Source organism: Amycolatopsis sp. TRM77291 (genome assembly GCF_054166285.1).
Map to the genome: position 1 here is coordinate 8,668,183 of NZ_JBSZHF010000001.1, position 26,113 is coordinate 8,694,295.

The following is a 26,113-nucleotide window of genomic DNA, read 5'->3' on the forward strand; positions in this document are numbered from 1 at the left end:
CCGGGCGGCGGAAAGCACCGGTAACGAATACCCGTCCTCCGGCGACTGATCGTTGTCCGCACCGACGTCCGGGATTGTGAGAACCGATGAAGCTTCGAAGAGCCACACTTCTGTCGCTCGTGGTCGCGGCCGCCACCATCACGCTCGTGTCACCGGCGCCCGCCTTCGCCGAGACTCCCACCAGTTCGGTGGTGGTCGGCCCGACCACTGTCCAGCGTGGACAGACGTTCACCGTCGAGCACTCGCTGTACAACGCGCTCACGGACGCGGCCATCGAGGGCGGGGCGGCGACGCTCTACACCGCCGAGACCCCGCTCACGGGGATCGCCGATGTCGTCTCGTGCCCGGGCGCGCTGAGTTGCAGCTCGCACGTCGTGAGCATCCGCGGCGGGGTCGGGGACGTGGCTCCCGGAGACAGCCGCAAGGTGACGTTCACCCTGCGGATCAAGGACGACGCCCCGCTCGGCCCGGTGACCCTGCGGCACCAGTTCCTTGGTGAGAACTACAGTTTCGAGACTTTCGACGGCCCCGTCCTGACCGTCACCGGCGGCACGACCGCCGCCGATCTCGGGGTCACGCTGACCGCGTCCCCGCGCGGGCTCCTGACGTCGTCGATCGACTACACGGTCAAGGTCACGAACGCCGGCCCGGCCGCGGCGTCCGGGATCCGGGTGGCGTCGGCCCTCGGCAACGGGCTGCGCTTCACGGGCTCGCCGGCCTGCTCGAACCCGGGCGGCACGAAGGTCGTCAACTGCGACTTCCCGTCGCTCGCCTCCGGAGCCAGTGCCACGGCCAAGTTCTCGGTGGCGGCCGGGCTGCTGACCGTCGGGCCGGTCAAGACGACCGCGAAGATCACGCAGAGTTCGGTCGCCGACCCGAACGCGGCCAACGACACCGCGTCGTCGACCTGCACGGCGATCACCGGGCTGCTGGTCAGCTGCTGACACTCCTGGTGGGTCGTGAGTGGCGTTTTCACCACTCACGACCCGCGCAGGCGTTCGGCCCGCGCGTGGAGATACCGCTGCTGCGGCAGGTTCGTGGCCCGCCGCGCGGCGTCCACATAGGACTCGATGGCATCGGCGGTGTCCCCGGCCATCTCCAGCAGATGCGCGCGGGCGGCGTGGAACCGATGGTCGCCCGAGATCCGGTCGCCCAGCTTTTCCAACGCCACCAAGCCTTCCCGCGGCCCTTCGGCCATCCCGACGGCGACGGCGTGGTTCAGCGCCACCACCGGATTGTCGGAGAGCCGCAGCAGAAGTGCGTACAGCGCCTCGATCTGCGGCCAGTCGGTCTTCTCGGCGCTCGGCGCCTCGTCGTGCAGCGCGGCGATGGCAGCCTGGATCTGGTACTGCCCGGTCGGCCCCTGCGGCAGCGCTTCGGACAGCAGCGCGATGCCCTCCGCGACGTACTCGGTGTTCCACCGGCTCCGGTCCTGTTCGGACATCGGGATCGGCGCGCCGTCCGGCCCCGTCCTCGCCGGACGGCGCGCATCGGTGAGCAGCATCAGTGCGAGCAACCCCGTGACCTCGCTGTCGTCCGGCAGCAGCCGGTGGACGATCCTGGTCAGCCGGATGGCTTCGGTGGACAGGTCGCTCCGCACGAGATCGGGGCCGGACGTGCTCGCGTATCCCTCGGTGAAGATCAGGTACAGCACGTGGAGCACCGCGTCGAGCCGTCCCGCTTCCGGCGGCATGCCGAACGGGACACCGCCGGCCTTGATCCCGGCCTTCGCGCGGCTGATCCGCCGGGTCATCGTCGCTTCGGGCACCAGGAACGCACGGGCGATCTCCGCGGTGGTGAGGCCGCCGACCGCCCGCAGGGTCAGCGCGATCTGCGATGACGGCGACAGTGACGGGTGGCAGCACAGGAAGAGCAGGACGAGCGTGTCGTCGGAGTCGGCGGCACGCCGGTCCGCGGCGGGGGCGAGGTATTCCTCCGGCAACGTCCGCTGGACGACGGTGTCCTCGCGACGGCGCCGCGCCTGCTCGGCGCGGAGCAGGTCGGTCAGCCGCCGCGAGGCGACGGTGATGAGCCACGCGCGCGGATTTTCGGGCCGTCCTTCGGCGGGCCACTGCGTCGCGGCCGCGAGCAGCGCCTCCTGCGTCGCGTCCTCCGCCAGGTCGAAGTGACCGTAGCGGCGGACGACGGCGCCGAGGACCTGCGGCGACAGCTCGCGCAGCAGGTCTTCGACGCCGCTGTCCGGCACCTAGAGCTCCAGTTCTTCGAAGCTGTCGGCGCACGGCCGGATGTCGACGTACCAGTCGCGGCCGAGGTCGGCGCCTTCCGGATGCGGGGTGGCCGCCAGCTGGGCCGCGATCTCGGTCGCGCGGTCGTAGCTCGCGCAGTCGACGGTCGTGTATCCGACCAGGACCTCCTGCGTCTCGGCATACGGTCCGTCCGTCACCACGAGGGAGCCGTCACGCAGGGAGACGCGGCGGGCGTGCGCCGGCTGGGAGAGGCCCTGCGCGTCGACGAACTCGCCCGATTCGACCAGGTCGTTGTTCCACTTACCCATGAACTCGTGCAAGGCCTTGACCTCGTCGCTGCTCCAGGCCCCGGCGATGTCGGTGAGGTCCTTCTGCGACCCGAACATCATGATCATGTACTTCACGGTTCTCTCCTCTCGGCGGGCACCGCTCCGGTGCCTTCTGCCGGGGACGTCGGAGCCGCCGGAGGGGACCGGACATGGTCCGCCGGGAATTCTCCCTCAACCGCGGTCCGCCACGGTGTTCATCGCGTCGGCCGGTTCCAGGGTCCGCCCGCCGGTGATCTTGGCGTAGAGGTGCTCGCCGCCGAGGACCGGCGGATACTTCGGCGGGTTGCCGGCGGAATGGCAGGTCGGGAGGCATTCGAACCGCGCGTCGTGGTCGCCGTCGAAGAAGAACGCCACGCTCCGCCGCCGTGACGGCCCCGGCCCGGACGGCGGCACGACCCGGTGCAGGGTGGAGCGCCAGCGGTCGTTGGTCCACTGCGCGGTGAGGTCGCCGAGGTTCACCACCAGCGCGTCCTCGGCAGGGATGACGTCGTGCCAGGCCCCGTCGGGACCGTGGATCTGCAGGCCGGGGACCGGGTCGGCGTAGAGGACGGTGACGATGCCGTAGTCGGTGTGCGCGCCGAGCCGCATCTGGCCCGGCAAGGGCTCGGGCGCTCCGGCGCGGCGCTCGAAGTGATTCACCCGCAAGGTGCGGGTCGGATGCCGCGTGTACGCGCCGAGGTAGCCGTCCGGCAGCCCGAGCGCCTTCTCGAAGATCTCCAGCAGCACTCGCGCGACCCGGTGCGCTTCGTCGGCGTACGCGGTGAGCGCGGGACGCAGGGTTCTTCGGCGCCTCTGGCCAGATGTTGGGGGCGAAGAAGCCGTAGGGGTCCTCGCCGTCGATGTGCTCCGCGCCGATGACGAACGATTCCGACAGGTCGGGCGGCGTCTTCTCGCCGAGGCTGTACGCCAGCCCTTCGGTGCCTTCGGCCGCATACCCGCGATCCGAGGCGCGGTCCGCGGGCGCGGATCGGAGCTTCTCCTCGACGGGGAGCGCGAAGAAGGCAGCGGTCGCTTCGCACATGTCGTCGATCGTCGCCCGGGGGATGCCGTGCCCGGCGACCTGCAGGAACCCGACGCTCCTCAAGGCCTCGTCGACGGCGTTCGCGAGCCGCGTGCGGTCGCCGTCGTGCCAGGTGCTCAGGTCGACCGTCGGTACGAGAGTCATACAGCGACGGTAGCCAGGTCCGCGCCGGTGATCACCGGGCCGCGGGCATCCGATCGGGCGATCCGCGTTGCCCGATCGGTCCCCGCAGGTTCACCGAGCACACGAGGCCGAGGAGCAGCGCGCCGACGGGAAGCAGGAAAGCGGCCTTGACCGCGTCCGTGAGCGCGGCGCCGGTGACGTGCGCGGCCAGCTCACGAACCTGGGCCGCGATCTCGGACGGCAGATCCGCGGGGATCCCGGGAGCGCCGCCGAACTCGCTGGCGGCGGCCGCCGCCCCGGCCTCCCCGGTGAAACCGTCGACGAACCGCTGCCGGAATTCGGCGGGCAACGCCGCCGCCGCTTCGCCCGCCCGTGCCGTCATCGAGGCAGCGGCCCGCGCCTCCACCAGGACACCGACGGCCGCGCCACCGAGCACCCCGCCGACCTGGCGCGCGGTGTTGAAGATGCCCGACGCGCTGCCGACCAGCGAACGCTCGACGGAGTTGAGGGTCACGTTGTTCATCGGGGAGAAGGTGAAGCCGACCCCGAGGCCGCAGAGCAGCAACCCGGGGAGCAGGGCCTGCGGCGAACTGGCCGGGATGATCACCAGCGAGACGAGGCACAGGCCGCTGCTCAGGGAGAGCATCCCGAACGCCAGCAGGTACTTGGGATTCACCCGGTCCGAGAGCCTGCCCGCGAACGGCGCGACGCCGCCGGACACCAAGGCGAGCGGCGCGATGAGCAGCCCGGCGTCGGCCGGGGACAGCCCGAGCACCGATTGGACGTAGACGACGAACAGCAACAGCATGCTGGTCATCGTGAAACCGACCGTCACCGCCGACGCGGCGCCCAGGGAGAAGTCGCGGTGGCGGAAGATCCGTAACGGCAGCAGTGGTTCGCGGCGGTTGGCCCGTTGCCACAGGACGAAACCACCGAGCAGCAGCACCCCCGCCCCGATGACCTCGAACGCCGTGCCCCAGCCGTAGGTCTGTCCATTTTGGATACCGAAGACGACGCAGACGAGACCGGCGCCGAAGAGCAGGATGCCGGGAACGTCGAAGCGGTGCGAATTCCCCGGCCGCCAGTCGGGGACGAGGACGGCGGTGAGCGCCAGCGCGATCAGCCCGACCGGGACGTTCGCGAAGAAGATCCATTCCCAGCCCAGCCGGTCGACGAGCACCCCGCCCAGTACCGGACCGGCGATCATGGCGAGGCCCGCGACGCTGCCCCAGGCCCCCATCGCCGGGCCGCGTTCGTCCGGCGGGAACAGATGCGTGATGAAGGCCGTGGTCTGCGGAGTCATCAGCGCGGCACCGAAACCCTGCACCGCGCGGGCGGCGATCAGCGTCTCGACGTCGCCGGCGAGCCCGCACCAGAGCGACGCCGCGGTGAACACCAGCAGCCCGGCGACGAAGACGCGTTTCGGCCCGAACCGGTCGCCCAGCCTGCTGGCGGGCAGGATCGGGACGGCGTAGGCGAGCAGGTACACACTGGTCACCCAGATCACCGCGGTCAGGTCGGTGCCGAGTTCGCGCACCATCGACGGCACCGCGATGTTCACGATGCTGATGTCGAGCATGACCATGAAGAAACCCAGGCACAGTGCGAAAAGCGCGGGCCAGGGCCGGGTTCGCTTCGGCATCCGTCCTCCTGTTCCGGCACCGGAAGGGACGGACGACGGGCCGGATCGCCCGCCGTCCACCCCGTGGTCATCCTGCTTGCGTGACCATTTCGGCGACGGGCGCCACGGGGGCCCAGACGCTGTCCGGACGGCCGATGCCCTGATAGGCGAGCCCGGTCCGCGCCACGGTGTGCGGGTCGAGCAGGTTCCGGGTGTCGATGACGGACCGGCCGTGGAGCCGGTCGGCGATCCGTCCCCAGTCGAGGGCGCGGAACTCCGGCCATTCGGTCAGCAGCACGACCGCCGCCGCCCCGTTCGCCGCGTGATAGGCGGTCCCGGCGACCCGCACGTCGTCCGTCACACCCGCCACCGGCGCGTGGACGCTGGGGTCGTAGCCGGTCAGTTCCGCGCCCTCGGCGGCCAGCAACGCCGCGATCGCCAGCGACGGGGAATCCCGCAGATCGTCCGTCCCGGCCTTGAACGTCAAGCCGAGCAGGCCGATCCGGACGCCGGCGAGGTCGCCGCCGACGGCCTTGCGCACCTTGTCGACCACGAGCTCCTGCTGCTTCACGTTGGTTTCGATCGCCGCCCGCAGCAAGGCGAAGTCGCTGCCCGCCGATTCCGCGGTGCGCAGCAGCGCGAAAGTGTCCTTCGGCAGGCAGGAGCCACCCCAGCCGGGGCCCGGCCGCAGGAACGACTTGCCGATCCGCTCGTCGTAACCCATCCCGGTCGTCACGTCGTCGATACTCGCGTCGAGATACTCGCACAGCTCCGCGACGGTGTTCACAAAGGACAGACGCGTCGCGAGGTAGCAGTTGGACGCGTACTTGATCATCTCGGCGCTCGCGGAATCGGTCACCAGCACGGAGGTGTCGAGCTTGTCGTACAGCTCGGCGACCCGGCGGGCGGGGGCCGGGTCGCGATCGGCCGAACCGACCACGACCCGGTCGGGGTTCAGGAAGTCGTGGACCGCGAACCCCTCGCGCAGGAATTCGGGATTGGACACGACCGCGACGTCGGGGCGATCGATCAGGCCGGCGACGCGGGCCGCCGTGCCGACGGGGACCGTCGACTTGTTCACCACGACGCAGCCGGGCGGCAGGAGATCCCGCACCTCGGCCACGACGGATTCCAAGGCGGTCAGATCCGCCGCGCCGCTCGCGCCCATCGGTGTCGGCACGCAGAGGATGACGATCTCCGCCGCCGCGGCCGCCGCGCTCGCGCCGAGGACGAACCGCAGCCGTCCGGACGCCAGCCCGTCCACCACGAGTTCGCAGATCCCCGGTTCCCTGATGGTCGCTTCACCGCGCTGCAGCGCGTCGAGCTTTTCCTGGTCGACGTCCGCGCAGACGACGCGGTGTCCCAAGGACGAAAGGCACGCGGCCGTGGTCAGCCCGACGTAGCCCGCGCCGATGACGGCGACCTCTGCCCCCATAGTTGCACTCATTCCCTTACCCTCCAGTTTTCGATGCCGCCGGGCAGCACGGAACCGCACTGCCCGGCGGCATCGCGAGATACGGATTTTCAGCCGGACGGACGTCGTGTCACTTGGCGTGCGGGATCGCCCTGATCCCCTCGTACGGGGTCTCCCGGCCGAGGTAGTCCACCGTTTCGAACAGGCCGATGGCGTCCATCGGGTAGCGCGCGCCCGCCTCCGCCGCGAAGACGCACGGCAGGATCTGCTTCCGCTCGGAGGCAGCGGCCTGACCGCCCTTGCGGATGTGCTTGTGGGTGTGGATCAGGATCGGCATGTAGCCGCCGCCGAGGAACGAACCCGACTGCAGCACCGCCCCGCCGACGCAGTCGATCACGCAGCCCTTGCCGAGGATCGCGTCGCGGCCCTGGTAGTAGTACGAAGGCGTGGCGAGCGTGCCGTGCTCCACATGGAAAACGCCCGCCGAAAGGCCGATGATCGAGCGGCCGCAGGTGCGCAGCACCGACCGGTAGAAGTCGACCAGGATCGGCCGAACGGTCGTGTCCGGAAGCGAGAATTCGCCGCACATCAAGGTGATGCGCACCAGTTCCGCGAGCGTGAGGCCGGAGCCGTGCTCCCCGGGGAATTCCTGGTCCCACGGCACGAGGTAGTCCGACGGCGCGACCATGGTCGTCCCGACGTCTTCGAGGATCAGCCGCTCCGGCTCGCCGGCCGGTTCCTCCGGCAGGACACCGTTCGCGAGGACGCGAACGGCGAGCATGTGCCTGCTCTCCAGCGTTTTCGCCCGGCTGGCCGCGATCAGGAGGTTGAGCCTGCCGGTCACCGTTTCGGGGATGTCGAAGAGGTGGTCGATACCGTCGGTGGGGACGGCGATCTTCGCCTGCAACCCGCGGGCGGGCAGCGGTTCGTAGGAGTCGACGACCTCCTGGAGGGCGCCGGCGTACTCGCCCGTCCCGGCCTGTACGAGCCGTTCCGCGGCCAGAGCCCGGTAGTCGTAGGGGATCGAGGTCGACGTCGACAGCACGACGTCGGCGAGCAGGGCGCGATACCGGTCGTCGTCCAGCGACGACGCGGCCAGTTCCAGTGACAGGTAAGGGGATTCGTCACCGGGGCCGTGGATCCAGCTCGCGGTGAACGGTGCCTCGAACCGGCACGCCTTCGAGAACAGCGCCCGGGCGGCGTCGTCGTTCTTGATCTGGCCGGTGACCTCGGCCAGCGCCACGTCGCGGTCCGAGACCTCGGGCAGCATGTCCTTGGCCGGCCGCAACAGTGTCGAAAGATCCTCGATGCTTCGCGTCATGCTTCGCTCCCAATCCGTGCGAACTTCTCGTTTTCCGTTGTCTGCGGGAAGATTCCGGTGTACATCGCCGAACCCAGGGCGGCGAGGAACCGGTGCTCGGCGGGGCGGACCACCGTGGTGCCCTCGTCGAGGTGCTGCAAAAGGTCCAGCTGGGTCAGAAGTGCCTCCTTGAAATGGTTGACGGCGATGCGGAAATGGCGCGCCGGAGCGGCGTTGTCCCTGATGTGGACGGTGTGGACGTTCTTGTGGTCGGGATCCGCGCCGAAGAACGGTTCGAAGACCAAGGTGACATGCTTCCCGGAGCGGAGCTCGACATCCGCGAACCGGTACCGGAACTCGGACCCGTACGGGATCACAGACGGGGCGATGAACTCCCTCGAAACCCCTTCCGGGAAAGCGAATCCGGCCAGCTCGGGGAAGGCGATGACGCCGTTCGACGACGTGTAGAGCTCGACGTCCGGCAAACCGGGAACCGTGGTCCGCACCCGCATCTCCGGCGTCACCGAAGACGGCACCGTGCGCAGATACGTCCGGTACTCCGCGGGCGGGAGGATCGCGCGCAGGATGCTCAGCATGTGGAAGCCCTCGTAACCTGCTTCGCCGTACTGGGTGTCGACGAACCTGCCGTTCGCGACGTCGAGCTCGCGGTTCTTGGTGAATTCGACGGTGATCTTCCTGATCGGATCGGAACCGGCGGATTCCCGCACCGACGCCGCGAAGCGCTGCACGGCTTCGCTGTGCGAATACACGTCGTTGACGATGATCCGGGCACGGGGATGGCGCCGGACCGTGCGGCCGAGATCGGCCAGGTCGTCCGGGTAGCAGGCCGGTTTCTCCAGCAGCACACGGGCATCGGGCCGACGCCGCAGGATCTCGCCGACGATCGCGAGATGGGACGCCGTCGGGGTGGCGACCACCCAGGCGTCGACCGCCGCGGGATCCGGCACCTGCGCCACCCGCTCCCAGTCGGCGCCGTGACCGATGTCCACGGTGCGGATCAGGTGGCCCGCCTGCCCGTAACACGCGGCGTACAGCGAGCCGATCTTGCCGAGCCCGACGATCACGATCGTCTTCTCAGCCAGCGCTGGTGCCGACACGGGCTTCCCCTCCCCGCGACCGGATCGCGTGCCGGGCGGCGGACGTTCCCGCCGCCCGTCCCAGCACGGCGCCCGCCATCAGGCCGGTGCCGCCCGGATAGCCCTGGTCGTAAAGGCCGCCGACGATCACACCCGCCGCGTACAGGCCGCTGATCGGCTCGCCGCCGCCGCGCACCTCGGCGTCCGGGGTCACGGACAGCCCGCCGTAGGTGAAGGTCAGGCCGCAGACCACCGGGACGAACAGGAACGGAGGTGTGTCGAGGCGTTTCCCCGCCTGGCCGGAGTGCAGCCGCTGGACTTCGGCGGCCAGGTTCGCCGCGTCGATGCCGAGCCGCCGGGCGCCTTCTTCGAGCGAGGAGACGGACACCGACGCCGGGTCGCCGACGTAGCCCTTCGGGAGCGCGCCCGCCGAGATGACCTTGTCGTCGAAGATCTGGAAGGCGATCCTTCCGGGCTGTTCCTGGATCTTCTGGCCCAGCGTGACGTAGGTGAGGTTGCTGTAGCCGCCGGATTCGTCGAAGAACCGGCGCCCCTCCCGGTTGACCACGACGCCCAGCGGATAGGCGTAGCGGGCGAGGCCATGCGATTTGTGCATCTGCCCCGGCAGCATGTGGTCGGGCAGGTTGATGCCCTGCGGCGTCGTGTGGCACTTTTCCCAGTTGCCAGCCGTGTCGGCGCCGAGGTCGACGGCCGCCGCCAGCGGGGCGCCTTCGTTGAACGGAACGCCGCGCAGCTTCACGTCCCGCCACTCCTCGCCGAGGTGGCGTTCGCGCAGCCGGTCGTTCGCCTCGAAACCGGCCGAGGCCAGCACGAGCGCGTCGGCGAGCATCGGGAACGCGGGGCCGGAACCGTGGAGCAGATACCGGTCGCCGGCCGTCCTCTCGAATCCGGTGACCGCGCTGCCGTAGAAGACCGTTCCACCGAGCTGTTCGAACCGGGCGAAGTTCCGGTCCTGCAGGCTCTGGCCGCCCCCGTCGAGGACGATCGGCACGTCACCGGGCAGCGGGGTCGGTCGTGGGGCCCAGCGCTGACCGAAGTCGCGCATCCAGGTGATCGTTTCCGTCGAACGGCCGATGATCGATTCGATGAGGGCGACGTCCACCTGATCGCCGGACACCGCCAGCCAATCGCCGAGGTACTGCTCGTCGGTGTATCCCGGCCTGCCCGCCAGGATCTCGTCGACCCGGCCTTTGTCCGCCTCCCGCAACAGGGAAGCGATGAATGAGCTTCCCTGCCACGAGAAACGCATGGTCCTGGTCAGGGAACTGTTCCCGCCGCGTAATTGTTTCGGCGCGGTTTCCAGGACGCTAACATTTTTCGCGCCGGCCTGTAGTGCGGCTATCCCCGCGCAGAGACCCGCATTGCCGGCGCCTACGACGACTACCTGCCTTTCGGCGACGGCATTTTTCCCGTTATCCATCAACAACGCTCCACAAATCCGATGTTCGCCATTCAGGGACGACCGAGTTCGAACGAGACCGAGGCATACCGCCGGAAGGCATGAAGAAGGCTTATGCCCTCGAACGGGTGTCGAATAGTCGGTTCACTGCGGAAATCGCAGCGTTCACTCCTCGTGTGTGCTCAGATGTGCGGCGCACGAGGGTTTTTCCTCGGAATCAGCGCATCGGCCGCCCCATACGGGCGATGCCGGCGTCATCCGGTCTTCAGGGCAGAGGTTTCAGTGGACGCCTTCCGAGATGAACCAGGAGTTTCCGCCGGGTTCACCGTCGCCCTTGACGATGATCATGCGGGAGTCTCTGGTTTGCTCATTTTCTTCGGCCCGGCTTTCCCGAGCCTCCCCAGGTTCGGTCGGCGGTGAGGCCGACTGGGATCAGCCTGACTTCCTGACCAGCGCAGGGGCAACCTTCGGCTAGTTCGGCCTTGTTCGAAATCGTTCGAGTAGCCCGAACGGCGGTTTTCGACGCCACTGAATGGCGGTATCGCGGCTGAGATCGGCTCAGTCAATCTAGAGCGATGATCGTTGATGAGGGGGGCGACGACGGGGAGTCGCCGGCGACGGTTCACCCGCCGGACTCGACGGCTTCACCGGCTGAGTTCACAGCAGCACTGCGTGTATTGAGAACGTGGTCCGGATTGACTTATCGGCAATTGGCCGGGCGGGCGAAAGAACTCGGGGGAACACTTCCGGCGAGCACGGTCGCGACCACTCTCGGCCGCACCACACTGCCTCGCGAATCGTTCGTCGAGACGTTCACGCGCGCGTGCGGGCTGAACGACGAAGAGGTACGGCGGTGGCTCGACTCCCGGACCCGGATCGCGATGGGGGCACCGCCGCGACCCCCCGACGAGACGAAGGGCGAAACCGTCCCGCCGCCGGAGCCCGAGCCGGAACCGCGACCCCGTCGGCGCTGGCGCGCGCCGATGATCGTCGCCGCGATCGTGAGCCTCGTCCTCGTCGGGACCTTGGGATATCTGACGCGGTCGTTCGGCGCGTCCTCGAAGGCCAAGGAGACCGCGGCCGTGGTGCCGGGGCTGGACGTGCGGGAAGTGGGCAGCTGGGCGCAGATCCGCCCGGCCCGGTCGCCCCAGTTCTGTCTCGCCGAAGGGCAGGACCGGACCCGGCTGTATTCCGGTGCCGTCGTCGCGCAGCAGCCCTGCGGCGGTGAGGCGGCGCCGCGCCTGTTCATCGATCCCGTGGGCGAAGAGAACGCCGTGCAGTTCCAGTGGCACCATCCGGAGACCGGGGTCGGCTGCCTCACGGTGGTGAACGAAGGGCTCGGGCACGACCTGATCGAGTCACGCGACGACTGCGACGACGATGGTATGGACCAGTTGTTCACCATCGGCTCGGCGGGTCCGGACGAGCCGGGACGGTTCGTCATCCGGCCCGTCGGCACCAGCCAGTGCCTCGGCCTGCGCGACCTGGACACCGTCGCGGGGACGGAGGTCGTGCGGGAGCGTTGTTCCGGAGCGCCCGACCAGACGTTCCTCGTCGATCTGATCCCGCCGCCGTGAGCGCTTGGCCGGGGGGCAGGTAGGCCTTCACCACCTCAGGATCGGGTGCTCTCGTCCCTGGTGCACCGGCTGCCACAGGAGGCACAGCGGCCGCGCGTGAAGGACCCCCCTCGGCTCAGCCGAGGAAACTCGACCTTCACGCCTTGCCCGGTACATGAAGGCCCCTTCCTTGCGCCAGGCGCAAGGAAGGGGGCCTTCATGTACTTCGGGCTGGCTCGGGCGCCCGTGACTGTTCCGAACACGCCATCCCGTGATCACTCCACGAGAAAGGTGACGGAGCCGGGAACCGAAGACGACCTTTCGGCGACTTGTGGGGCTGAATCGTGCGGCCCGGCGAGCGGAGAGAGATGCACTGGTACGAGGACGACGACCTGTGGGTCGGCTTCGCGGACGTCATGTTCCCGCCCAGCCGGGCCGAAGAGGCCGAACGCCTGACGGCCACGTCACCGCTGCTCGCGGTCGCCGAAGGCACGAAGGTGCTGGACCTGGCGTGCGGCCCGGCGATCCACGTCGTGCCGCTGGCGAAGCGGGGCGCCGACGTGACCGGCGTCGATCTCAGCCCGGCGATGCTCGAACGCGCGCGCGAAGCCTGCGAAAACGCGGGAGTCGCCGCGAAGCTGATCCAGGCCGACATGCTCGAGTACACCGAACCCGCCGCGTACGACCTGATCATCAACATGTACACGTCGTTCGGCTACTTCACCGAACCCGGCGACAACCTCGCGGTGCTGCGAAACGCCTGCACCAGTCTCGCGCCCGGCGGCAGGCTGCTCATCGACGTCCTCGGCAAGGAGGTGCTGGCCGGCTGGGTCGGCCGCCCGAAGGCGGTCGACGTCGACGGCGGGACGGTGTTCATGCGCGACACCATCCTCGACGACTGGACCCGGCTCAGGACCGAGTGGACCCTGGTGCGCGACGGCGAGGCGAAGCAGGCGTCGATCCTGTCCTTCCTCTACAGCGCCGCGGAACTGAAGGCGCTGTTCGAGACGGCGGGCTTCACCGGTGTGGAGTGCTTCGGTGACTTCGACGGTTCGCCGTACGACAACCACGCGCGCCGCCTGATCGTGCGTGGTGAACGTGCCGGCTGAATCTCTCCGCCTCTTCGCGGAACCGGATGACGAGACGGCGCGTCCGCTGCGGCTCACCGGCCCGGTGATCCTGCTGTCGGTCGCGCTCCTGATCTCGCTGATCGCGGGCATCGCGCTCGGCCCGTCCACCGTCGCGCTCACGGATGTCCTGCGCTACCTGGGAAAGGCGATCACCGGCGGCACCATCACCGGCGACGAGGTCACCGGCTACTCGATCGTCTGGCAGGTCCGCGCCCCGCGGGTGCTGCTGGCGGCCGTGGTCGGCGCGGGGCTCGCGGTGGTCGGTGTCGCGGTGCAGGCCCTGGTCCGCAACGCCCTCGCCGATCCGTTCGTGCTCGGGATCTCGTCGGGCGCCTCGGTCGGCGCCGCCGCCGTCGTGGTGTTCGGCCTGTTCGCCGGGCTCGGTGTGCTGGCGTTGTCGACGGCCGCCTTCCTCGGCGCGCTCGGCGCGACCGCGATCGTCTATCTCGCCGCCCGCAGCAAATTCGGTCTGACGCCGTTGCGTCTGGTGCTCACCGGGGTCGCGCTCACGTATGCCTTCCAGGCGGTGATGAGCGTGCTCGTCTATCTGTCGCCGAACGGCCAGGCCGCGCAGACCGTGCTGTTCTGGCTGCTCGGCAGCCTCGGCGCGGCGACGTGGGCGTCCCTGCCGCTGGCCGCGCTCGGGGTGGCCGTCGCGGTCGTGGTCCTGCTGCGGTACGGCACCGCGCTCGACGTCCTGTCCATGGGCGACGAGACCGCGATGAGCCTCGGTACCGACGCGGCCGCGTTGCGCCGGTGGCTCTTCCTGCTCACCGCGGTCGTCACCGGCCTGCTGGTGGCGGTCAGCGGCTCGATCGGGTTCGTCGGGCTGGTCCTGCCGCATGTGGTGCGGATGATCGCCGGTTCGGGGCATCGCCGGGTGCTGGCACTCGCACCTTTGGTGGGCGCGGTCTTCCTGGTGTGGGTCGATCTGCTCGCCCGCACGCTCGTCGCGCCCGAGGAACTGCCGCTCGGCGTGATCACCGCGCTGATCGGCGTTCCGGTGTTCCTCGTCGTGATGCGGCGCCGCGGCTACGCGTTCGGAGGCCGCTGATGCTGTCACTGCGCGAACTTTCCGTCGAGGTGGCCGGAACGGCACTGATCCGCGAGCTGTGCTTGGACGTCGGCGAGGGCGAGGTCGTCGGCCTGCTCGGCCCCAACGGCAGCGGCAAGTCGACGGCGTTGCGCTGTGTCTACCGGGCGCTGTCGCCGTCCGGCGGCGCGGTCCTGCTCGACGGGACCGACCTCGCCGGGCAGGGGCTGCGCGACACCGCCCGCCGGATCGCCGCGCTCACCCAGGACAGCCGGGCCGATCTGGACTTCACGGTCGAGGAGGTCGTCGCGCTCGGGCGGTCGCCGCATCAGCGCGGCAATCTCCGGCTGTCGGCCCGCGAACGCGCGCTGTGCAGGGAAGCGTTGCGGCGGATGGACATCACCCATCTCGCCCAGCGCAGCGTCCTGACGCTCTCGGGTGGCGAACGGCAGCGGGTGCTGATGGCGAGGGCGCTCGTCCAGGAGCCGGAGGTGCTGGTCCTCGACGAGCCGACGAACCATCTCGACGTCCGCCACCAGGTGGAACTGCTGAAGTTCCTGCGCGACTGCGGGCTCACCGTGCTCGTCGCGCTGCACGACCTCAACCTCGCCGCCGCCGTCTGTCACCGGATCGCGTTGCTGCGCGCCGGATCGCTCGCCGCCTGCGGCACCCCGGCCGAAGTGCTCACGCCGGAAACGGTCCGCGCCGTGTTCGGCGTCGAGGTCACCCAGGTGACCCATCCCGTGACCGGGGCGCTCCAACTGCTCTACGACCTTCCCGCCGATGAAACCGAGGGGATCACACGATGAAGCCGTCCAGGGTGACCGCGCTCTTCGCCGCGGCACTGCTCCTGAGCGCCTGCGGTGCCCAGGTCGAGGCCGGGCCGACCGCGCCGGCACAGGCCACGGTGACCAATTGCGGCGCCCAGGTCACCTTCCCCGCGCCGCAACGTCCCGTCGCCTACGACGTTTCGGGGGCCGAGAAGATGTTCGCGCTCGGGCTCGCCGGCCGGATGCGCGGCTACGTGATGAATTCGCTCGGCGACCCGTCGATCGCCGGTTCGCCGTGGAAGGACGACTACGCCAAGGTCGAACGGCTCGGCACCTCGCGGGTCACGCGCGAAATCCTGGTCAACGCCAAGGCGGACTGGGTGATCGCGGGCTGGAACTCCGGGTTCAGCGAGGAACGGGGGATCACGCCGAAACTGCTGGAGCAGGTCGGCATCCGGAGCTATCTGCACACCGAGACCTGCTGGGAGTATCCCACCGCGAAGCAGGAAGTGACGCCGCTCGAAGCGCTCTACACCGACCTGCGCAATCTCGGCGACATCTTCGGCGTGCGCCAGCGGGCCGACGAGCTGGTCACGGAACTCAAGGGGCGCTTCGACAAGGTCCGCGCCGGAGCGCCGAAGACACCGCCCGCCAAGGTGTTCGTCTACGACTCAGGCACCGACCAGCCGTTCACGTCCGGGAAACACGCCGCTCCCAACGAGATCATCGACGCCGCCGGCGGGACGAACGTCTTCCGCGATCTGCAGGACGGCTGGGGGAGTGTGGGCTGGGAAGCCGTGGTCAAGACCGAACCCGAGGTGATCGTCGTGGTGGACTACGCCGATCAGCCGGCGCAGGAGAAGATCGCGTTCATCAAATCAGCGCCACAGCTCAAGAACACGCCGGCCGTGCGCGACAACCGGTTCCACGTCATCTCCTACGGGGACCTCGTGAGCGGCCCGCGCAACGCGGCGGGCGCCGAGTCGCTGGCCGCGTATCTGCGTTCGATCGGCCGGTGACCGCGATGTCCGCGCTGGTCCACGACCATGTCACCGACGCGATCAAGACGCCGGCGCTGATCCGGCTGGAACCGAACATCGTGCTGATCCGCTTCGAGACCTTGAAGGTCTACGCGGCACTCGGCGCGGTGCGGTCGCTGCTCGCCGACGGAACCGTCCGAAAAGGACAGACGCTGATCGACAGCTCCAGCGGGATCTACGCGCTCGCGCTGGCGATGGCCTGTCACCGCTACGGCCTGCGCTGCCATATCGTCGCGTCCACCACCGTCGACCTCACCATGCGCTCGCAGCTGGAGATCCTTGGCGCGACGGTGGACCAGATGCCGCCGTCGGACGACCTCCGCCTCGACCAGCGGCGCCGGGTCGCCCGCGTGCACGAACTGCTGGAACGTCATCCGGACATGCACTGGATGCGCCAGTACCACGACCCCGTGCATTACGTGGGATACGCCGAGGTCGCCGATCTCGTCGCCCGCGCGCTGCCGTCCGGGCCGCTCACCGTCGTCGGCAGTGTGGGCACCGGCGCGTCGACCGGCGGGATCGCACGCTCGCTGCGCGAACGCGATCCCGATGTCCGCCTGACCGGGGTCCAGCCGTTCGGCAGTGTCACCTTCGGCAGTGAACGGTTCACCGATCCGGACGCGATCATCGCGGGGATCGGCTCCGCCATCCCGTTCGGCAACGTGGATCACGAACTGTACGACCGGATCCACTGGCTGGACTTCGTGCACGCCATGGCCGCGACCGTCGGCCTGATGCGTGACCATGCCGTGTTCGCCGGGCTTTCCACCGGCGCGGCGTACCTCGTCGCGGGCTGGGAGGCGGCGCGGAATCCGGACCGGACCCACGTCGTGATCGGCGCGGACACCGGGCACCGTTACACCGCAAGGGTTTTCGCCCGGCACCGGGAAGCCGTCGACCCGGCGGGCCTCGCGCCCCGCGAGATCGCTTCACTGGACGAACTCGCCCTGCCGTGGGCGGCGATGGACTGGCGGCGCCGCCGGTTCGGGATACCCGTGCAGCCGTCGTACCGGAAGGAGCGGGTGTCGTGACCGTCGTCCTGCTGGAAGCGCTCACCTTCGGCCTGGGCAGGATCGCCGACGCGGCGGCGGAGGCCGGGCGGAAGCTGGTGCTGTTCACCGGAAACCGCGACATCTACCGCTACGAACTCGGCACGCTCGGGCCGGACCGGGTCGAGGTCGTCGACATCGACACCACCGATATCGCGGCCTGCGAAACCGCGTTGCGCGCCATCCCGGACCTCGCCGGGATCATCAACTCGACCGACACGTGGGCGCTGCCCGGCGCGGAACTCACCGCCCGGCTCGGCCTGCCCGGCCCGGACGCGGCCGCCGTGCGGGTGCTGCGGGACAAGGGCGCGGTGCGCGACCGGCTGTACGAACACGGGCTCACCCGCGGCAGGCCGGTGCCGGTCATGGTCGCCGAAGAACTCGGGTTTCCCTTGGTGGTGAAGGATTCTTCGGGAACGTCGTCGCGGGGCGTGTGGCTCGTCCGCGATCAGGCCGAACTCGAGCGAGCCAGGCTGGAGGCGAAGACGACGCCGCTGAAGGGGCATCTGATCGCCGAACCGTATTTCGCCGGCCCGCTCTACAGCGCGGAAACCGTGACCTGGCAGGGAAGGACCCGGCTGCTCGGGATCCTCTCCCGCCAGTTGTCGCCCGAGCCGGTGCGGCGCGAGGAGGCCGCCGCGTTCCCGGTGGCCTTCCCCGCGGCCGAGTACGCGGGCTTGGCGGACTGGATCGGCCGGGTGCTCAAGGCCGCCGGACACGAGCAGGGCTTCGCGCACACCGAATTCGTGCTCACCGCCGACGGCCCCGAGGTCGTCGAGATCAACATCCGGATCGGCGGGGCGATGCTCGGCGAGGCGTTGTGCCGGTCGTTGGGCGCCAACGTCTATTCCGCGATGATCGCCATGGCGCTGGGCGAGGAACCCGCCTTGCTCACCCAGGAGGTGGGTGGGGGCCCGGGTGTCGCGTTCGTCCTGGCGTACCCGGCCACGGAAGGGGTGCTGAGGGGCTGGTCGGGGCTCGACAGGCTGCCCGGCCTGCCCGGCTCGCCGGAGTGGTATCCGACGGCGGGCCCCGGCGACGAGATCCGGCATCTCGCGGACCAGCGGTCGTGCACGGGCATCGTCCTGGCCGAAGGGCCGACGGCGGAGCTGGCGCTGCATCGCGCGCTGGCCGCGGCGGGCGGGATCACGCCGGAGATCGATTCTTGAGAGTTCCCTCAGATGGATAGCCCTACTGTCTGTTTCGGGAAGCAGGGTTATCCATCTGGAGGGAAATCATGGGCGGGACAGTGGGCAGGCGCGCGGCGCTCGGGGGCGCGATGGCGGCCGGTGTCACGATGATGGCGGCGAACCCGGCCACGGCCGGGGAAGACCGGCGACGGTTCGCGGGCAAGGTCGTCATCGTCACGGGGGCGACGTCGGGGATCGGCCGCGCGGCGGCCATCGCCTTCGCCGCGGCCGGCGCGAAGGTCGGATTCTGTGGCAGGCGGGAAGAACTCGGGCGCGAGGTCGAGCGGGAGATCCGCCGCGCGGGCGGGGAAGCGACCTATCTCCGGGCGGACGTCCGGGTGCCCGAGCAGGTCCAGTCCTTTGTGGATGGTGTCGTCCGCCGGTACGGCAGGCTCGACATCGCGTTCAACAACGCCGGGATCCACCTCGGCAAGCCGCTGCACGAGATCTCCCTGGACGAATGGGAGGACGTGCAGCGCACCAACGCGCGCGGCGTGTTCCTCTCGATCAAGTACGAGGTACCGCATCTGCTGAAGGCGGGCGGCGGGGTGATCGTCTGCACCGCGTCGGCGCAGGCCGACCAGACCAGGCCGGGGCACGCCGCCTACACCTCGAGCAAACGCGCCGTGCAGGGCCTCGTGCGCGCGGCCGCGCTGGATTACGGCGCGAAGGGGATCCGGGTGTTTTCGATCGATCCGGGGACGATCGATACCAAGCTGGTCCGCCCGCCGGGTATCCCGGACGACCTGTGGGCGCGCTTCAAGGCCGCTTGGGGGCCGCTGAACGTCCACGGCCTGCCGAGGATGGGGGAGGCCGCGGAGATCGCTTCGGCCGTCCTCGGTCTGGCGTCACCGGATTTCGCTTACCTGACCGGGACTTCCGTTCTCGTCGACGGCGGTTTGAACACCGGGCGGCCGATGGTCATGCCGCCCGGTTTCACGCCGCCGGCCTGAGCCCTGGCCCGTGTTCTCTCGGGCCTTGTGCGCACGTCGCGAAAGCCACTTTCGGGACATCAGAGGTCGCGAAAGTGGCTTTCGCGACCTCTCCCGGCATCACCGGACCCGCGTCGCGATCTACTCCTGCGGGCGCGTTGCGAAAGTGGCTTTCGCAACACGCCGCCTCACCGCGCGCGAGTCAAGCGGGCACGCACTTCTTGGCCGCTGCGGCGGCGGCCATCAGCTCCGGCGTCTCGATTTTGAGGGCGGGCAGGAGATCGGGAGTCCCCGTGATCGGCTTCTGCGTGGCGTCCATCGCCTTGATGGCCGCGTCCATGGCGGCTTCGTTCCCGGACTTCTCCAACCGCTGCTTGCCCGCGGTCGCCGCGTCCCTCGCGGCGGTGTACTGGTCCACAAGGGACTTCCGCACCGTGTCGCCGCCGGGAATCGGCGACGGCGGCAGCGCGGCAAGGTCGTCGACGGCCTTGCCCGCGAATCCCGCGCGGATCCCGAGTTCCTCCTTCAGCGCGCCGCGGGTCACCTCGGTTCCCGATCGCTGCTTGGTCGCGTAATCGCTGGAAGCCTTCATGAAGCCGTACACCGCGCCGCACAGCCCGTCGAGCCAGGCGACGGTCTTGGCGTCCGGTCCGGCGGGTGGCTTCGGCACCGAGGACGACGGGGTGACGGTGACCGTCGCGGGGGCAGCTGGTGGCTCTCCGGAACAGGCCGTCGTCGCGAACAGCGTCAGAGCGATGAGCAGAAGTTTCGTTTTCATGGGATCCCCTCTCCGGGGTGGACACGCACCGGAGGGGCCGAGGGTTGCCCTCAGCCGCAACCGCCCATGATCCGGGCCAGTTCCCCAGGCGCCAGCGGGGGCTCCGGCAACGGATTCGCGGCGGGCGCCCGCATCCCGTCGAACAGCAGCGCGAGATGGCGGCGCCATGCCTCCGGCCGGACGGGCGCGGTCGCCTCCACGGTGCGCGCGATCCCCCAGGTCACGAAGGCCATGTCCTCGAGGGTGAAGTCCGCGCGCAGGGCGCCGCTCTCCTTGGCGCGGTCGACGATCCGGGTCATGAGCTCGTAACCGCGTTCGAGGTCTTCGGCCTGCGGTGGCCGGGTCGAGGCGAGTTCGTTGTAGCCGCGGTCGGCGGCCTGCAATTCGCAGACCCGTTCGACGAAAGAGGTCAAGCCGATCCACGCGTCGTCGAGGGAGAGCGCGTGCTCGGCCAGTTTCGCGACGGTCTCGGTCCGGTCGGCGAACACGGCGTCCACCAGGTCCGCGCGCTGAGGGAAGTGGTTGTACAGCGTGCCGATGCTGACGCCCGCGGTCTTGGCGATCTCTTCGAGCGCGACGTCGAGGCCGCGTTCCGCGTAGAGCCCCCTGGCGGCCTCGACCAGCAGGTCGCGGTTGCGCCGGGCGTCCTTCCGCAGGGGTTTGGTCATGACGCCATCGTAGTCAAGTTGAAGGTTGCCTCAAGTTATGGGTATAAGTTGAGGGGGACCTCAACTTAATCTGGAGGACGCATGACCAAGACACTCGCCATCTTCGGCGCCGGACCGGTGCTGGGACTTTCGCTCGCGCGCCGCTTCGGCCGCGAGGGCTTCCGGATCGCCCTCGTCGCGCGCACCACCCAGAACCTCGACGCGCTCGTCGCCGAACTCGACCGCGACGGAATCGAAGCGAACGGTTTCGTCGCCGACGTCTACGAGCCGGCGCGGATCGCGTCCGCCGTCAGCGCGATCGGCCGGATCGACGCGGTCGCGTTCAACCCCGGCGGCGGGACCATGGGAGAGGGCATCGTGCCGGTGCTCGACGTGGATCCGGAGAACCTGCGGCTCATCCTGGACCGCTTCCTGGTGTCCGCAGTGGCGCTGGTGCGGGCCGTCCTGCCGGAGATGGCCGAGCGCGGCGACGGCGCGATCCTGTTCACCGCCGGGCAATCCGGCCTGTACCCGGCGCCCTTCCTCGGCAACGTCGGCATGGCGCAGGCCGCGCTGCGGAACTACTTCCACAATCTGAACGCCGTGCTCGCGGAGAAGGGGATCTATGCCGGAGCCGTCAACGTCGGCGCGCTGATCGAGGGCAGCGTGCCCCATCGGGCGCTCACCGCGAGCCCCATGGACTTCGAGCCCGAGGTGATCCACCCGGACGTCTTCGCCGACGCCTTCTGGAAGCTCTATGAGACCCGCGAAGCACCGGAGGCGCTGGTCGGTTCCTTCGGGAGGTGACCGTAACCAGGCGGACGTGTGCCGTCGTGGTGGGGACGCGCCGTTCGGCACCGCGGGACAGCGGCTCGCCGCGTGGAGCATGGAGGATCCGGGCGCCGCCGACGAGGCGGCGGCGCCCGGGGGATGTTCGAGAACACCGGCGCGTTCGTCACCGGCGTCGAAACGGCGCTCCGGCAGGCGAGGGAAACGGCGGCCGGGCGTGGCCAGGCACTGTCCGGTANAGCGGGGCGCCGCCGCCGCGGCGGCGGCGCCCGGGTGATGTTCGAGAACACCGGCGCGTTCGTCACCGGCGTCGAAACGGCGCTCCGGCAGGCGAGGGAAACGGCGGCCGGGCGTGGCCAGGCACTGTCCGGTAAGTCTGTTCGCGGGCCACGACCACGGCGGTCGAGCTACTTCTCGACGGCGTAGGCCTCGATCTCGACCTTCATCTTCGGGTCGAGCAACGCCGAGACCTCGACCATGGTGGCCGCGGGCAGCACGTCGGCGAAGGCTTCGCGGTGCGCCCGCGCCACCAGATCGGCGTCCTTGATGTCGGTCACGTAGGTGACTGTGCGCACCACGGCGGACAGGCTGGACCCGGCCTCGCGCAACGCGGTCTCGATGAGCGAAAGCACGGCCGAGGCCTGCTCGTACGCGTCACCCGAGCGGGCGGGTTCCCGCGCCGTGGTCCCGGAAACGTGGATGTGCTCGCCGACGCGCACCGCCCGGCTGTAGCCGAACACCGGCTCGTAGTCGCCGCCGGAGGAGATGTTCACCCGTTCAGTCATGACCCGAACGAAAGCACAGGCGGCCCCTCACCGGAACACCGGTACGGGGCCGTCTGTCCTCACTGCTCTTCCTTGTCCTCCGGCGGTTTCTCGTTCGCGGCGGGCGGGATGGCCTTCGTCAGCTCGACGATGGTCTTCCCGGCCATGCCCGACGCGCCGTAGGTCGGGTCGCTGAGGATCTTGGTCGTCTTCTCGATCGCGTCCGCCACCTTGGGGAACCGCTTGTGCAGGTCGCCGATCGGGAAGCTGTTCCAGTAGTCGAACCGCTTCAGGATGTCCGCCGCCCCGTCCACCCCTTCCAGTTCCTTCGCGAGCTTCTCGCGCACGATCCGGAGGGGCATGTCGCTGAGCTTTTCGCGAGGGGGTTTGGGTGGAGTGTCCGGAGTGGTGTCGCCCGGCTTCGGCGGCGGGCCCTCGATCGGCTTCTTGCCGCCAGGCATCGGTGTCCCGCCACCGGGTTTGGGCTTGGGCAGGGTGATCTTGCCGCCGTTGAGGGTCAGCTTGACGACCTCGTCGGCCGCGCCGCGCGTCTTGGCCAGGATCTTGATCATCTCGGCGAGCTTCTTGGCGACGTCGGCGATCTGCTTGGCGATCTTGGCGATCGCCACGGCCACCGTGGTCATGATGGAGCCGATCGCCGCGATGATCGAACCGCCGAAGGTGACCGGCGCCAGCGCCACCGCCACGATCGCGGCCTTGAGGATGCCCGCCAGCGTCATGGCGATGATGTCGCGGACGATGCCGCGGACAGCGCCGATGACCGCGCCGGCGATCCCCATCTGCTTGCCCGCGAACTCGATGTACCCGGCGAGCGCCTCGATCTGGGCGGCGACGCCCTCCATGTCGGCCCGGAAGGCGTCGGCGGCCTCGCCCTCCCACTTCTCCATGAACTTCTTGGTCGCGGCGGCGTGGTCATTCGCCCACTCCCGCACCTCCGCGCCCTCTTTGTAGATCGCCGTCTTGGCCTCCTCGATGCCCTTCGGGTCGCCCAGCAGGAAGTCCAACGGCCAGCGGAAGATGACGATGTGCTCGATCAGCCAGCCGATCCCGGCGGTCAGCAGCGACCCGATCGGGTCGACGACCATACCGAGGATCTCGATCGCCATCCCCGCCGAGGCCAGCCCGATGCTGAGGCTGTCCCCGTCGTCGACGGCCTTCTTCAGCGAGAACGCGGAATCGAAGAAACCCGCGCCCGCGGTGTCCCCGCTGCCCGCGAGGAAGCTGCGGTTCTCGTCCTTGAAGTCGTCGGCCTTGGTGCCGGTGGCGTTCCCGAAATCGTTGCGGTGGTACTCGTCGCTCACTTGACCTTCACCTCGTCGATACCCTTGCCGGCGTCGGTGATCAGCTTCTCGGTCTCCTGCTCGTTGGCGTTGTACGTCTTCGCGGCCTCGCGCAGCCTGTCCGAGAACTCCTGCACGTTCTCCGAGTACTTGTTGAGGTGGTCCCGCGCCTTCCCGCAGTGCATGCTCGCGCCGGCGCCGTAGATCTGGCCGCCGAAAACGCCGAAGATGCCGGGATCCGCCACGCAACTGCCCACCATGTCCGCGCTCTTCCGCAGCGCGTCCTCGAGTCTGTCGAGGTGACCGGCGAACTCGGTCATGGCTTCCGTCTTGACACCGAATCCGGTCACCAGGGGCTCATCTCGTCGTCGTCGGGGGAGGCCGGTCGCCGGGGTCGCGGCGCCGGGGGGTTCGGCTGCCGCACGGGGCGGCCGGGCTGCGGCGGCATCGGGGGACCGGCCTGCGGTGGCGGCGGCCGGTATCCCGCCTGAGGACGCGGCGGCTCGTTGTGCGCCTCCGGCGCCCACTTGTCCTGTTCCGGGTCGCCCGGCGCGGTCTCCTCGTCCTCCACCTTCGGCAGGAAGGTGCGGACCAGCTGGGCGGCCTCGTCTTCGCCGTTGATCTCGGTGTAGGACTCCGTGACCTTCTCGACGGTCCTGCGCTGGGCCGTGCGCACCGTCTGCATGACCAGGGAGGAGAGCCGGGCCGGTCCCAGCGAGGTGGCCCGGTTGCCGAACTCGATGGCGCTCAGTGAGCCGTTGGCCTCGACCGTCACCGTCACCGAGCCGTCGGGAGAGGTCACCGTGGACGCCGAGGCGGTGAACGCGGCCGTCAGGGCTTGGGCTTTTTCCTCGAGTTTCTTGGCCTCTCGCTCCAAAAGGAGTGCGAAGTCCTCACCTGCGTCGAAATTGGGTTGCATGCGTCGCCTTGGCCTGGTTGGGATGGGATCACGATCGGCGGAAATACAGGTCGACGAGGCGGAACACCCCTGGCTTCCCAGCGCGGAGGGTGGACCGGCCGTCCCGGCCCGCCCGTATCGTTACCACCGGGCACGTACCGGGACAACCCCGGCGATCAAGGACTGCCCGAAAGGTCCGCGGGGGTGGCGGACCGGGGCAGCCGCCCGGTGTCCTCATCGGACAGTCATCCGCCGTCGCCGTAGCGGAGGTTGCGGGCGAACGGCCCGTCGAGCCAGCGATCGACCTGGCGCTGACCACGCAGCCGGACGACGACGAGGTCCGGATACCGGTTCTCGGCGATGACCTTGCGCACGCGGGCCCGGATCATCGGGTGGTAGCGCCAGGCGAGTTTGACGATGTGATCGCGATCGGTGAAGAACGTGTGCAGCGGGCCCTCGACGTTGCCGCCGGCGATCTTCGAGCCACGCCCCACGCGGCGCTTCAGTGTCCGCACGACCGTGCGCGCCACGGTCATGACACGCGGATGATCGAGCCAGACCAGGACGTCCAGCCGCGCGGTCATCCGTTCCCGGACCTCTTCGCCCTGCCATTCGATGGCCCATTCGTCGCCGGCCACGAATTCCAGGACGTCGGCCTGCCAGGTCTCCCGCACCGTCCAGCCCGGCGCGTGGAAGAAGGACTCGAATTCGACGAACGGGATCCCCATGCGTTCACACAGGGTTCGCGCCAGCGTCGATTTGCCGGATCCCGCGGGGCCCGCCACCGCGACCCGCCGGATCCGGTGTCCGGGAAGCGCGTCGGCGGGCCCGATGATCTCCATACGACGAGCTTATTGGTCCCGGCTTTCGGCGGCCTTTTTCAGGTCCTTCAGCCAGATTTCGAGGCCCTGCCCGAGCATCGCGGTGGAGCCGGGCACGTCCTTGTCGACCTGCGGGCCGGTGTGGCTCTCCTCGGTGCGGACGACGACGCCGCCGGGGACCTTGACGAAGTTCCAGACGTGGACGCCGTCGATGTGCATGCCGCCGGGACCGTCGAGGGGCCCGGTCCAGCGGATGCATTTGCCGGGCTGGAGTTGCCGGACGGTGGAAACGATGGTCACGTCACCGGGCGGGTAGGGCATGCCGGGCGGGACGGGAATGGTCCACTGGAAGCGGGAATGCTTGCGCAGCGGGCCGTCGTCCAGACGTTTCATGGTGACGGGGATGGCGGGGTTCTGCCAGGACGGCCATGCCTCCACGTCGGTCTGCAGGTTCCAGATGGTGCGCATCGGTGCCTTGATGAAGGCCTCGGTCCGGTAGTGCACCTTGGCGGACCGGTCGATGCCTTTTCCTTGGCAGGTAAGCGAAGCCGGCTTGGTGTGGTGGACGGGAGCCGCCTGGGCGGGCGCCGTGGCGCCGAGGACTCCGGCGAGGGCCAGCGGGACCGTGAGCAGGGCGGCGCGGGTGGTGATCCGGCGGCGTGCGGTGCGGAACATGACTCTTCCCCTTCGATGTCTTAGCGCTTATCGCTATAGTTAGAACCTATAACGATCGCGCAGTGAACGTCAAGAGGAAAAGTGAGAGGCTCTAACGAGCTTGGCCTGCCTGAAGAAAGCCGCGCCCGATTCCGGGCGTCGGATGAGGGATTGACGTGCCCGAACAAGGAACACACGTGATCGAAGACGGCGCTGCGTCTTCCGGAAT

26 protein-coding genes and 1 pseudogene are annotated in these 26,113 nt (G+C 69.2%); 10 read left to right on the forward strand and 17 right to left on the reverse strand.

All coding sequences use genetic code 11. The features are described 5' to 3' along the window. Window positions 1-86 precede the first annotated feature (86 nt). Window positions 87-944, forward strand: a complete 858-nt coding sequence (locus ACXIZN_RS40780) for a DUF11 domain-containing protein (RefSeq protein ID WP_457960065.1) — start codon at window positions 87-89, stop codon at window positions 942-944. 35 nt (window positions 945-979) lie between these two features. Here ACXIZN_RS40780 and ACXIZN_RS40785 read toward each other — a convergent pair whose 3' ends face one another. The 9 genes and pseudogenes from ACXIZN_RS40785 to ACXIZN_RS40825 all read right to left on the reverse strand — a co-directional run bounded on the left by ACXIZN_RS40785 (window position 980) and on the right by ACXIZN_RS40825 (window position 10,553). Then, the gene (locus ACXIZN_RS40785) at window positions 980-2,206 is read right to left on the reverse strand and encodes an RNA polymerase sigma factor (protein ID WP_457960066.1); all 1,227 of its coding nucleotides are present in this window, start codon (window positions 2,204-2,206) and stop codon (window positions 980-982) included. Beyond that, window positions 2,207-2,602 carry a YciI family protein gene (locus tag ACXIZN_RS40790; RefSeq protein ID WP_457960729.1) on the reverse strand — a complete coding sequence of 132 codons (396 nt, stop codon included), beginning with the start codon at window positions 2,600-2,602 and terminating at the stop codon, window positions 2,207-2,209. A 105-nt stretch (window positions 2,603-2,707) separates the two neighbouring features. Continuing rightward, window positions 2,708-3,262, reverse strand: coding sequence for a 2OG-Fe(II) oxygenase family protein (locus ACXIZN_RS40795; RefSeq protein WP_457960067.1), 555 nt, complete (start codon window positions 3,260-3,262; stop codon window positions 2,708-2,710). 124 nt (window positions 3,263-3,386) lie between these two features. Further along, window positions 3,387-3,701, reverse strand: a pseudogene (locus tag ACXIZN_RS40800) (2-oxoglutarate and iron-dependent oxygenase domain-containing protein); the annotation flags it as partial. A 31-nt stretch (window positions 3,702-3,732) separates the two neighbouring features. Continuing rightward, complete coding sequence (locus ACXIZN_RS40805; protein ID WP_457960068.1) at window positions 3,733-5,322, reverse strand: DHA2 family efflux MFS transporter permease subunit; 1,590 nt, start codon at window positions 5,320-5,322, stop codon at window positions 3,733-3,735. Between the two features lie 67 nt (window positions 5,323-5,389). Beyond that, entirely contained in the window at window positions 5,390-6,748 is a 1,359-nt protein-coding gene (locus ACXIZN_RS40810) for a UDP-glucose dehydrogenase family protein (protein ID WP_457960069.1), read from the reverse strand. Window positions 6,749-6,845: 97 nt separating this feature from the next. Next, window positions 6,846-8,036, reverse strand: a complete 1,191-nt coding sequence (locus ACXIZN_RS40815; RefSeq protein WP_457960070.1) for a hypothetical protein — start codon at window positions 8,034-8,036, stop codon at window positions 6,846-6,848. Continuing rightward, a complete protein-coding gene (locus ACXIZN_RS40820; RefSeq protein WP_457960071.1) occupies window positions 8,033-9,133 on the reverse strand; it encodes a hypothetical protein in 1,101 nt (366 codons plus the stop codon). The genes ACXIZN_RS40815 and ACXIZN_RS40820 overlap by 4 nt, the downstream gene beginning before the upstream one ends. Further along, window positions 9,111-10,553 (reverse strand): FAD-dependent oxidoreductase, encoded by a 1,443-nt coding sequence (locus ACXIZN_RS40825; RefSeq protein WP_457960072.1) that lies wholly within the window; start codon window positions 10,551-10,553, stop codon window positions 9,111-9,113. Before ACXIZN_RS40825 ends, ACXIZN_RS40820 begins: the two co-directional genes overlap by 23 nt. Window positions 10,554-11,107: 554 nt before the next feature. On the opposite strand from ACXIZN_RS40825, the gene ACXIZN_RS40830 reads away from it, so the two are divergent. The 8 genes from ACXIZN_RS40830 (at window position 11,108) to ACXIZN_RS40865 (ending at window position 19,253) form a co-directional block, all read left to right on the forward strand. Continuing rightward, entirely contained in the window at window positions 11,108-12,109 is a 1,002-nt protein-coding gene (locus tag ACXIZN_RS40830) for a helix-turn-helix domain-containing protein (protein ID WP_457960073.1), read from the forward strand. 347 nt (window positions 12,110-12,456) lie between these two features. Further along, a complete protein-coding gene (locus ACXIZN_RS40835; RefSeq protein WP_457960074.1) occupies window positions 12,457-13,197 on the forward strand; it encodes a class I SAM-dependent methyltransferase in 741 nt (246 codons plus the stop codon). After that, window positions 13,178-14,272, forward strand: coding sequence for a FecCD family ABC transporter permease (locus tag ACXIZN_RS40840; RefSeq protein WP_457960075.1), 1,095 nt, complete (start codon window positions 13,178-13,180; stop codon window positions 14,270-14,272). Before ACXIZN_RS40835 ends, ACXIZN_RS40840 begins: the two co-directional genes overlap by 20 nt. Then, window positions 14,272-15,060, forward strand: coding sequence for an ABC transporter ATP-binding protein (locus ACXIZN_RS40845; RefSeq protein ID WP_457960076.1), 789 nt, complete (start codon window positions 14,272-14,274; stop codon window positions 15,058-15,060). Before ACXIZN_RS40840 ends, ACXIZN_RS40845 begins: the two co-directional genes overlap by 1 nt. After that, a complete protein-coding gene (locus ACXIZN_RS40850) occupies window positions 15,057-16,040 on the forward strand; it encodes an ABC transporter substrate-binding protein (protein ID WP_457960077.1) in 984 nt (327 codons plus the stop codon). Before ACXIZN_RS40845 ends, ACXIZN_RS40850 begins: the two co-directional genes overlap by 4 nt. Further along, window positions 16,037-17,092: a cysteine synthase family protein gene (locus tag ACXIZN_RS40855; RefSeq protein WP_457960078.1), complete on the forward strand. Its 1,056-nt coding sequence runs from the start codon at window positions 16,037-16,039 to the stop codon at window positions 17,090-17,092. Before ACXIZN_RS40850 ends, ACXIZN_RS40855 begins: the two co-directional genes overlap by 4 nt. After that, window positions 17,089-18,279 carry an ATP-grasp domain-containing protein gene (locus tag ACXIZN_RS40860; RefSeq protein WP_457960079.1) on the forward strand — a complete coding sequence of 397 codons (1,191 nt, stop codon included), beginning with the start codon at window positions 17,089-17,091 and terminating at the stop codon, window positions 18,277-18,279. The genes ACXIZN_RS40855 and ACXIZN_RS40860 overlap by 4 nt, the downstream gene beginning before the upstream one ends. Before the next feature lie 68 nt (window positions 18,280-18,347). After that, the gene (locus ACXIZN_RS40865) at window positions 18,348-19,253 is read left to right on the forward strand and encodes an SDR family NAD(P)-dependent oxidoreductase (RefSeq protein WP_457960080.1); all 906 of its coding nucleotides are present in this window, start codon (window positions 18,348-18,350) and stop codon (window positions 19,251-19,253) included. Between the two features lie 181 nt (window positions 19,254-19,434). Here ACXIZN_RS40865 and ACXIZN_RS40870 read toward each other — a convergent pair whose 3' ends face one another. Both ACXIZN_RS40870 and ACXIZN_RS40875 read right to left on the reverse strand, forming a co-directional pair. Next, on the reverse strand, window positions 19,435-20,010 hold the full coding sequence (locus tag ACXIZN_RS40870) for a hypothetical protein (protein ID WP_457960081.1): 576 nt from the start codon (window positions 20,008-20,010) through the stop codon (window positions 19,435-19,437). 50 nt (window positions 20,011-20,060) lie between these two features. Then, a complete protein-coding gene (locus ACXIZN_RS40875; protein ID WP_457960082.1) occupies window positions 20,061-20,678 on the reverse strand; it encodes a TetR/AcrR family transcriptional regulator in 618 nt (205 codons plus the stop codon). A gap of 81 nt (window positions 20,679-20,759) precedes the next feature. Here ACXIZN_RS40875 and ACXIZN_RS40880 point away from each other — a divergent pair, with 81 nt between their 5' ends. Further along, complete coding sequence (locus tag ACXIZN_RS40880; RefSeq protein WP_457960083.1) at window positions 20,760-21,464, forward strand: SDR family NAD(P)-dependent oxidoreductase; 705 nt, start codon at window positions 20,760-20,762, stop codon at window positions 21,462-21,464. A gap of 389 nt (window positions 21,465-21,853) precedes the next feature. Here ACXIZN_RS40880 and ACXIZN_RS40885 read toward each other — a convergent pair whose 3' ends face one another. The 6 genes from ACXIZN_RS40885 to ACXIZN_RS40910 all read right to left on the reverse strand — a co-directional run bounded on the left by ACXIZN_RS40885 (window position 21,854) and on the right by ACXIZN_RS40910 (window position 25,905). Continuing rightward, window positions 21,854-22,231, reverse strand: coding sequence for a RidA family protein (locus ACXIZN_RS40885; protein WP_034309296.1), 378 nt, complete (start codon window positions 22,229-22,231; stop codon window positions 21,854-21,856). Between the two features lie 59 nt (window positions 22,232-22,290). Continuing rightward, a complete protein-coding gene (locus ACXIZN_RS40890) occupies window positions 22,291-23,532 on the reverse strand; it encodes a WXG100 family type VII secretion target (RefSeq protein ID WP_457960084.1) in 1,242 nt (413 codons plus the stop codon). After that, complete coding sequence (locus ACXIZN_RS40895; RefSeq protein ID WP_457960085.1) at window positions 23,529-23,861, reverse strand: type VII secretion target; 333 nt, start codon at window positions 23,859-23,861, stop codon at window positions 23,529-23,531. The genes ACXIZN_RS40890 and ACXIZN_RS40895 overlap by 4 nt, the downstream gene beginning before the upstream one ends. Then, entirely contained in the window at window positions 23,858-24,430 is a 573-nt protein-coding gene (locus tag ACXIZN_RS40900) for a YbaB/EbfC family nucleoid-associated protein (RefSeq protein WP_457960086.1), read from the reverse strand. The genes ACXIZN_RS40895 and ACXIZN_RS40900 overlap by 4 nt, the downstream gene beginning before the upstream one ends. A gap of 224 nt (window positions 24,431-24,654) precedes the next feature. After that, window positions 24,655-25,251 carry an adenylate kinase gene (locus ACXIZN_RS40905; RefSeq protein ID WP_457960087.1) on the reverse strand — a complete coding sequence of 199 codons (597 nt, stop codon included), beginning with the start codon at window positions 25,249-25,251 and terminating at the stop codon, window positions 24,655-24,657. A 9-nt stretch (window positions 25,252-25,260) separates the two neighbouring features. Continuing rightward, complete coding sequence (locus ACXIZN_RS40910; protein WP_457960088.1) at window positions 25,261-25,905, reverse strand: SRPBCC family protein; 645 nt, start codon at window positions 25,903-25,905, stop codon at window positions 25,261-25,263. Between the last annotated feature and the right edge of the window lie 208 nt (window positions 25,906-26,113).

Coding starts and splice junctions, on each gene's coding strand:
- ACXIZN_RS40780 (WP_457960065.1), top strand. CDS start 87: ATGAAGCTTCGAAGAGCCACACTTCTGTCGCTCGTGGTCGCGGCCGCC.
- ACXIZN_RS40790 (WP_457960729.1), bottom strand. CDS start 2,602: ATGATCATGATGTTCGGGTCGCAGAAGGACCTCACCGACATCGCCGGG.
- ACXIZN_RS40805 (WP_457960068.1), bottom strand. CDS start 5,322: ATGCCGAAGCGAACCCGGCCCTGGCCCGCGCTTTTCGCACTGTGCCTG.
- ACXIZN_RS40810 (WP_457960069.1), bottom strand. CDS start 6,748: ATGAGTGCAACTATGGGGGCAGAGGTCGCCGTCATCGGCGCGGGCTAC.
- ACXIZN_RS40815 (WP_457960070.1), bottom strand. CDS start 8,036: ATGACGCGAAGCATCGAGGATCTTTCGACACTGTTGCGGCCGGCCAAG.
- ACXIZN_RS40825 (WP_457960072.1), bottom strand. CDS start 10,553: ATGGATAACGGGAAAAATGCCGTCGCCGAAAGGCAGGTAGTCGTCGTA.
- ACXIZN_RS40830 (WP_457960073.1), top strand. CDS start 11,108: ATGATCGTTGATGAGGGGGGCGACGACGGGGAGTCGCCGGCGACGGTT.
- ACXIZN_RS40835 (WP_457960074.1), top strand. CDS start 12,457: ATGCACTGGTACGAGGACGACGACCTGTGGGTCGGCTTCGCGGACGTC.
- ACXIZN_RS40845 (WP_457960076.1), top strand. CDS start 14,272: ATGCTGTCACTGCGCGAACTTTCCGTCGAGGTGGCCGGAACGGCACTG.
- ACXIZN_RS40850 (WP_457960077.1), top strand. CDS start 15,057: ATGAAGCCGTCCAGGGTGACCGCGCTCTTCGCCGCGGCACTGCTCCTG.
- ACXIZN_RS40865 (WP_457960080.1), top strand. CDS start 18,348: ATGGGCGGGACAGTGGGCAGGCGCGCGGCGCTCGGGGGCGCGATGGCG.
- ACXIZN_RS40870 (WP_457960081.1), bottom strand. CDS start 20,010: ATGAAAACGAAACTTCTGCTCATCGCTCTGACGCTGTTCGCGACGACG.
- ACXIZN_RS40875 (WP_457960082.1), bottom strand. CDS start 20,678: ATGACCAAACCCCTGCGGAAGGACGCCCGGCGCAACCGCGACCTGCTG.
- ACXIZN_RS40880 (WP_457960083.1), top strand. CDS start 20,760: ATGACCAAGACACTCGCCATCTTCGGCGCCGGACCGGTGCTGGGACTT.
- ACXIZN_RS40885 (WP_034309296.1), bottom strand. CDS start 22,231: ATGACTGAACGGGTGAACATCTCCTCCGGCGGCGACTACGAGCCGGTG.
- ACXIZN_RS40900 (WP_457960086.1), bottom strand. CDS start 24,430: ATGCAACCCAATTTCGACGCAGGTGAGGACTTCGCACTCCTTTTGGAG.
- ACXIZN_RS40905 (WP_457960087.1), bottom strand. CDS start 25,251: ATGGAGATCATCGGGCCCGCCGACGCGCTTCCCGGACACCGGATCCGG.
- ACXIZN_RS40910 (WP_457960088.1), bottom strand. CDS start 25,905: ATGTTCCGCACCGCACGCCGCCGGATCACCACCCGCGCCGCCCTGCTC.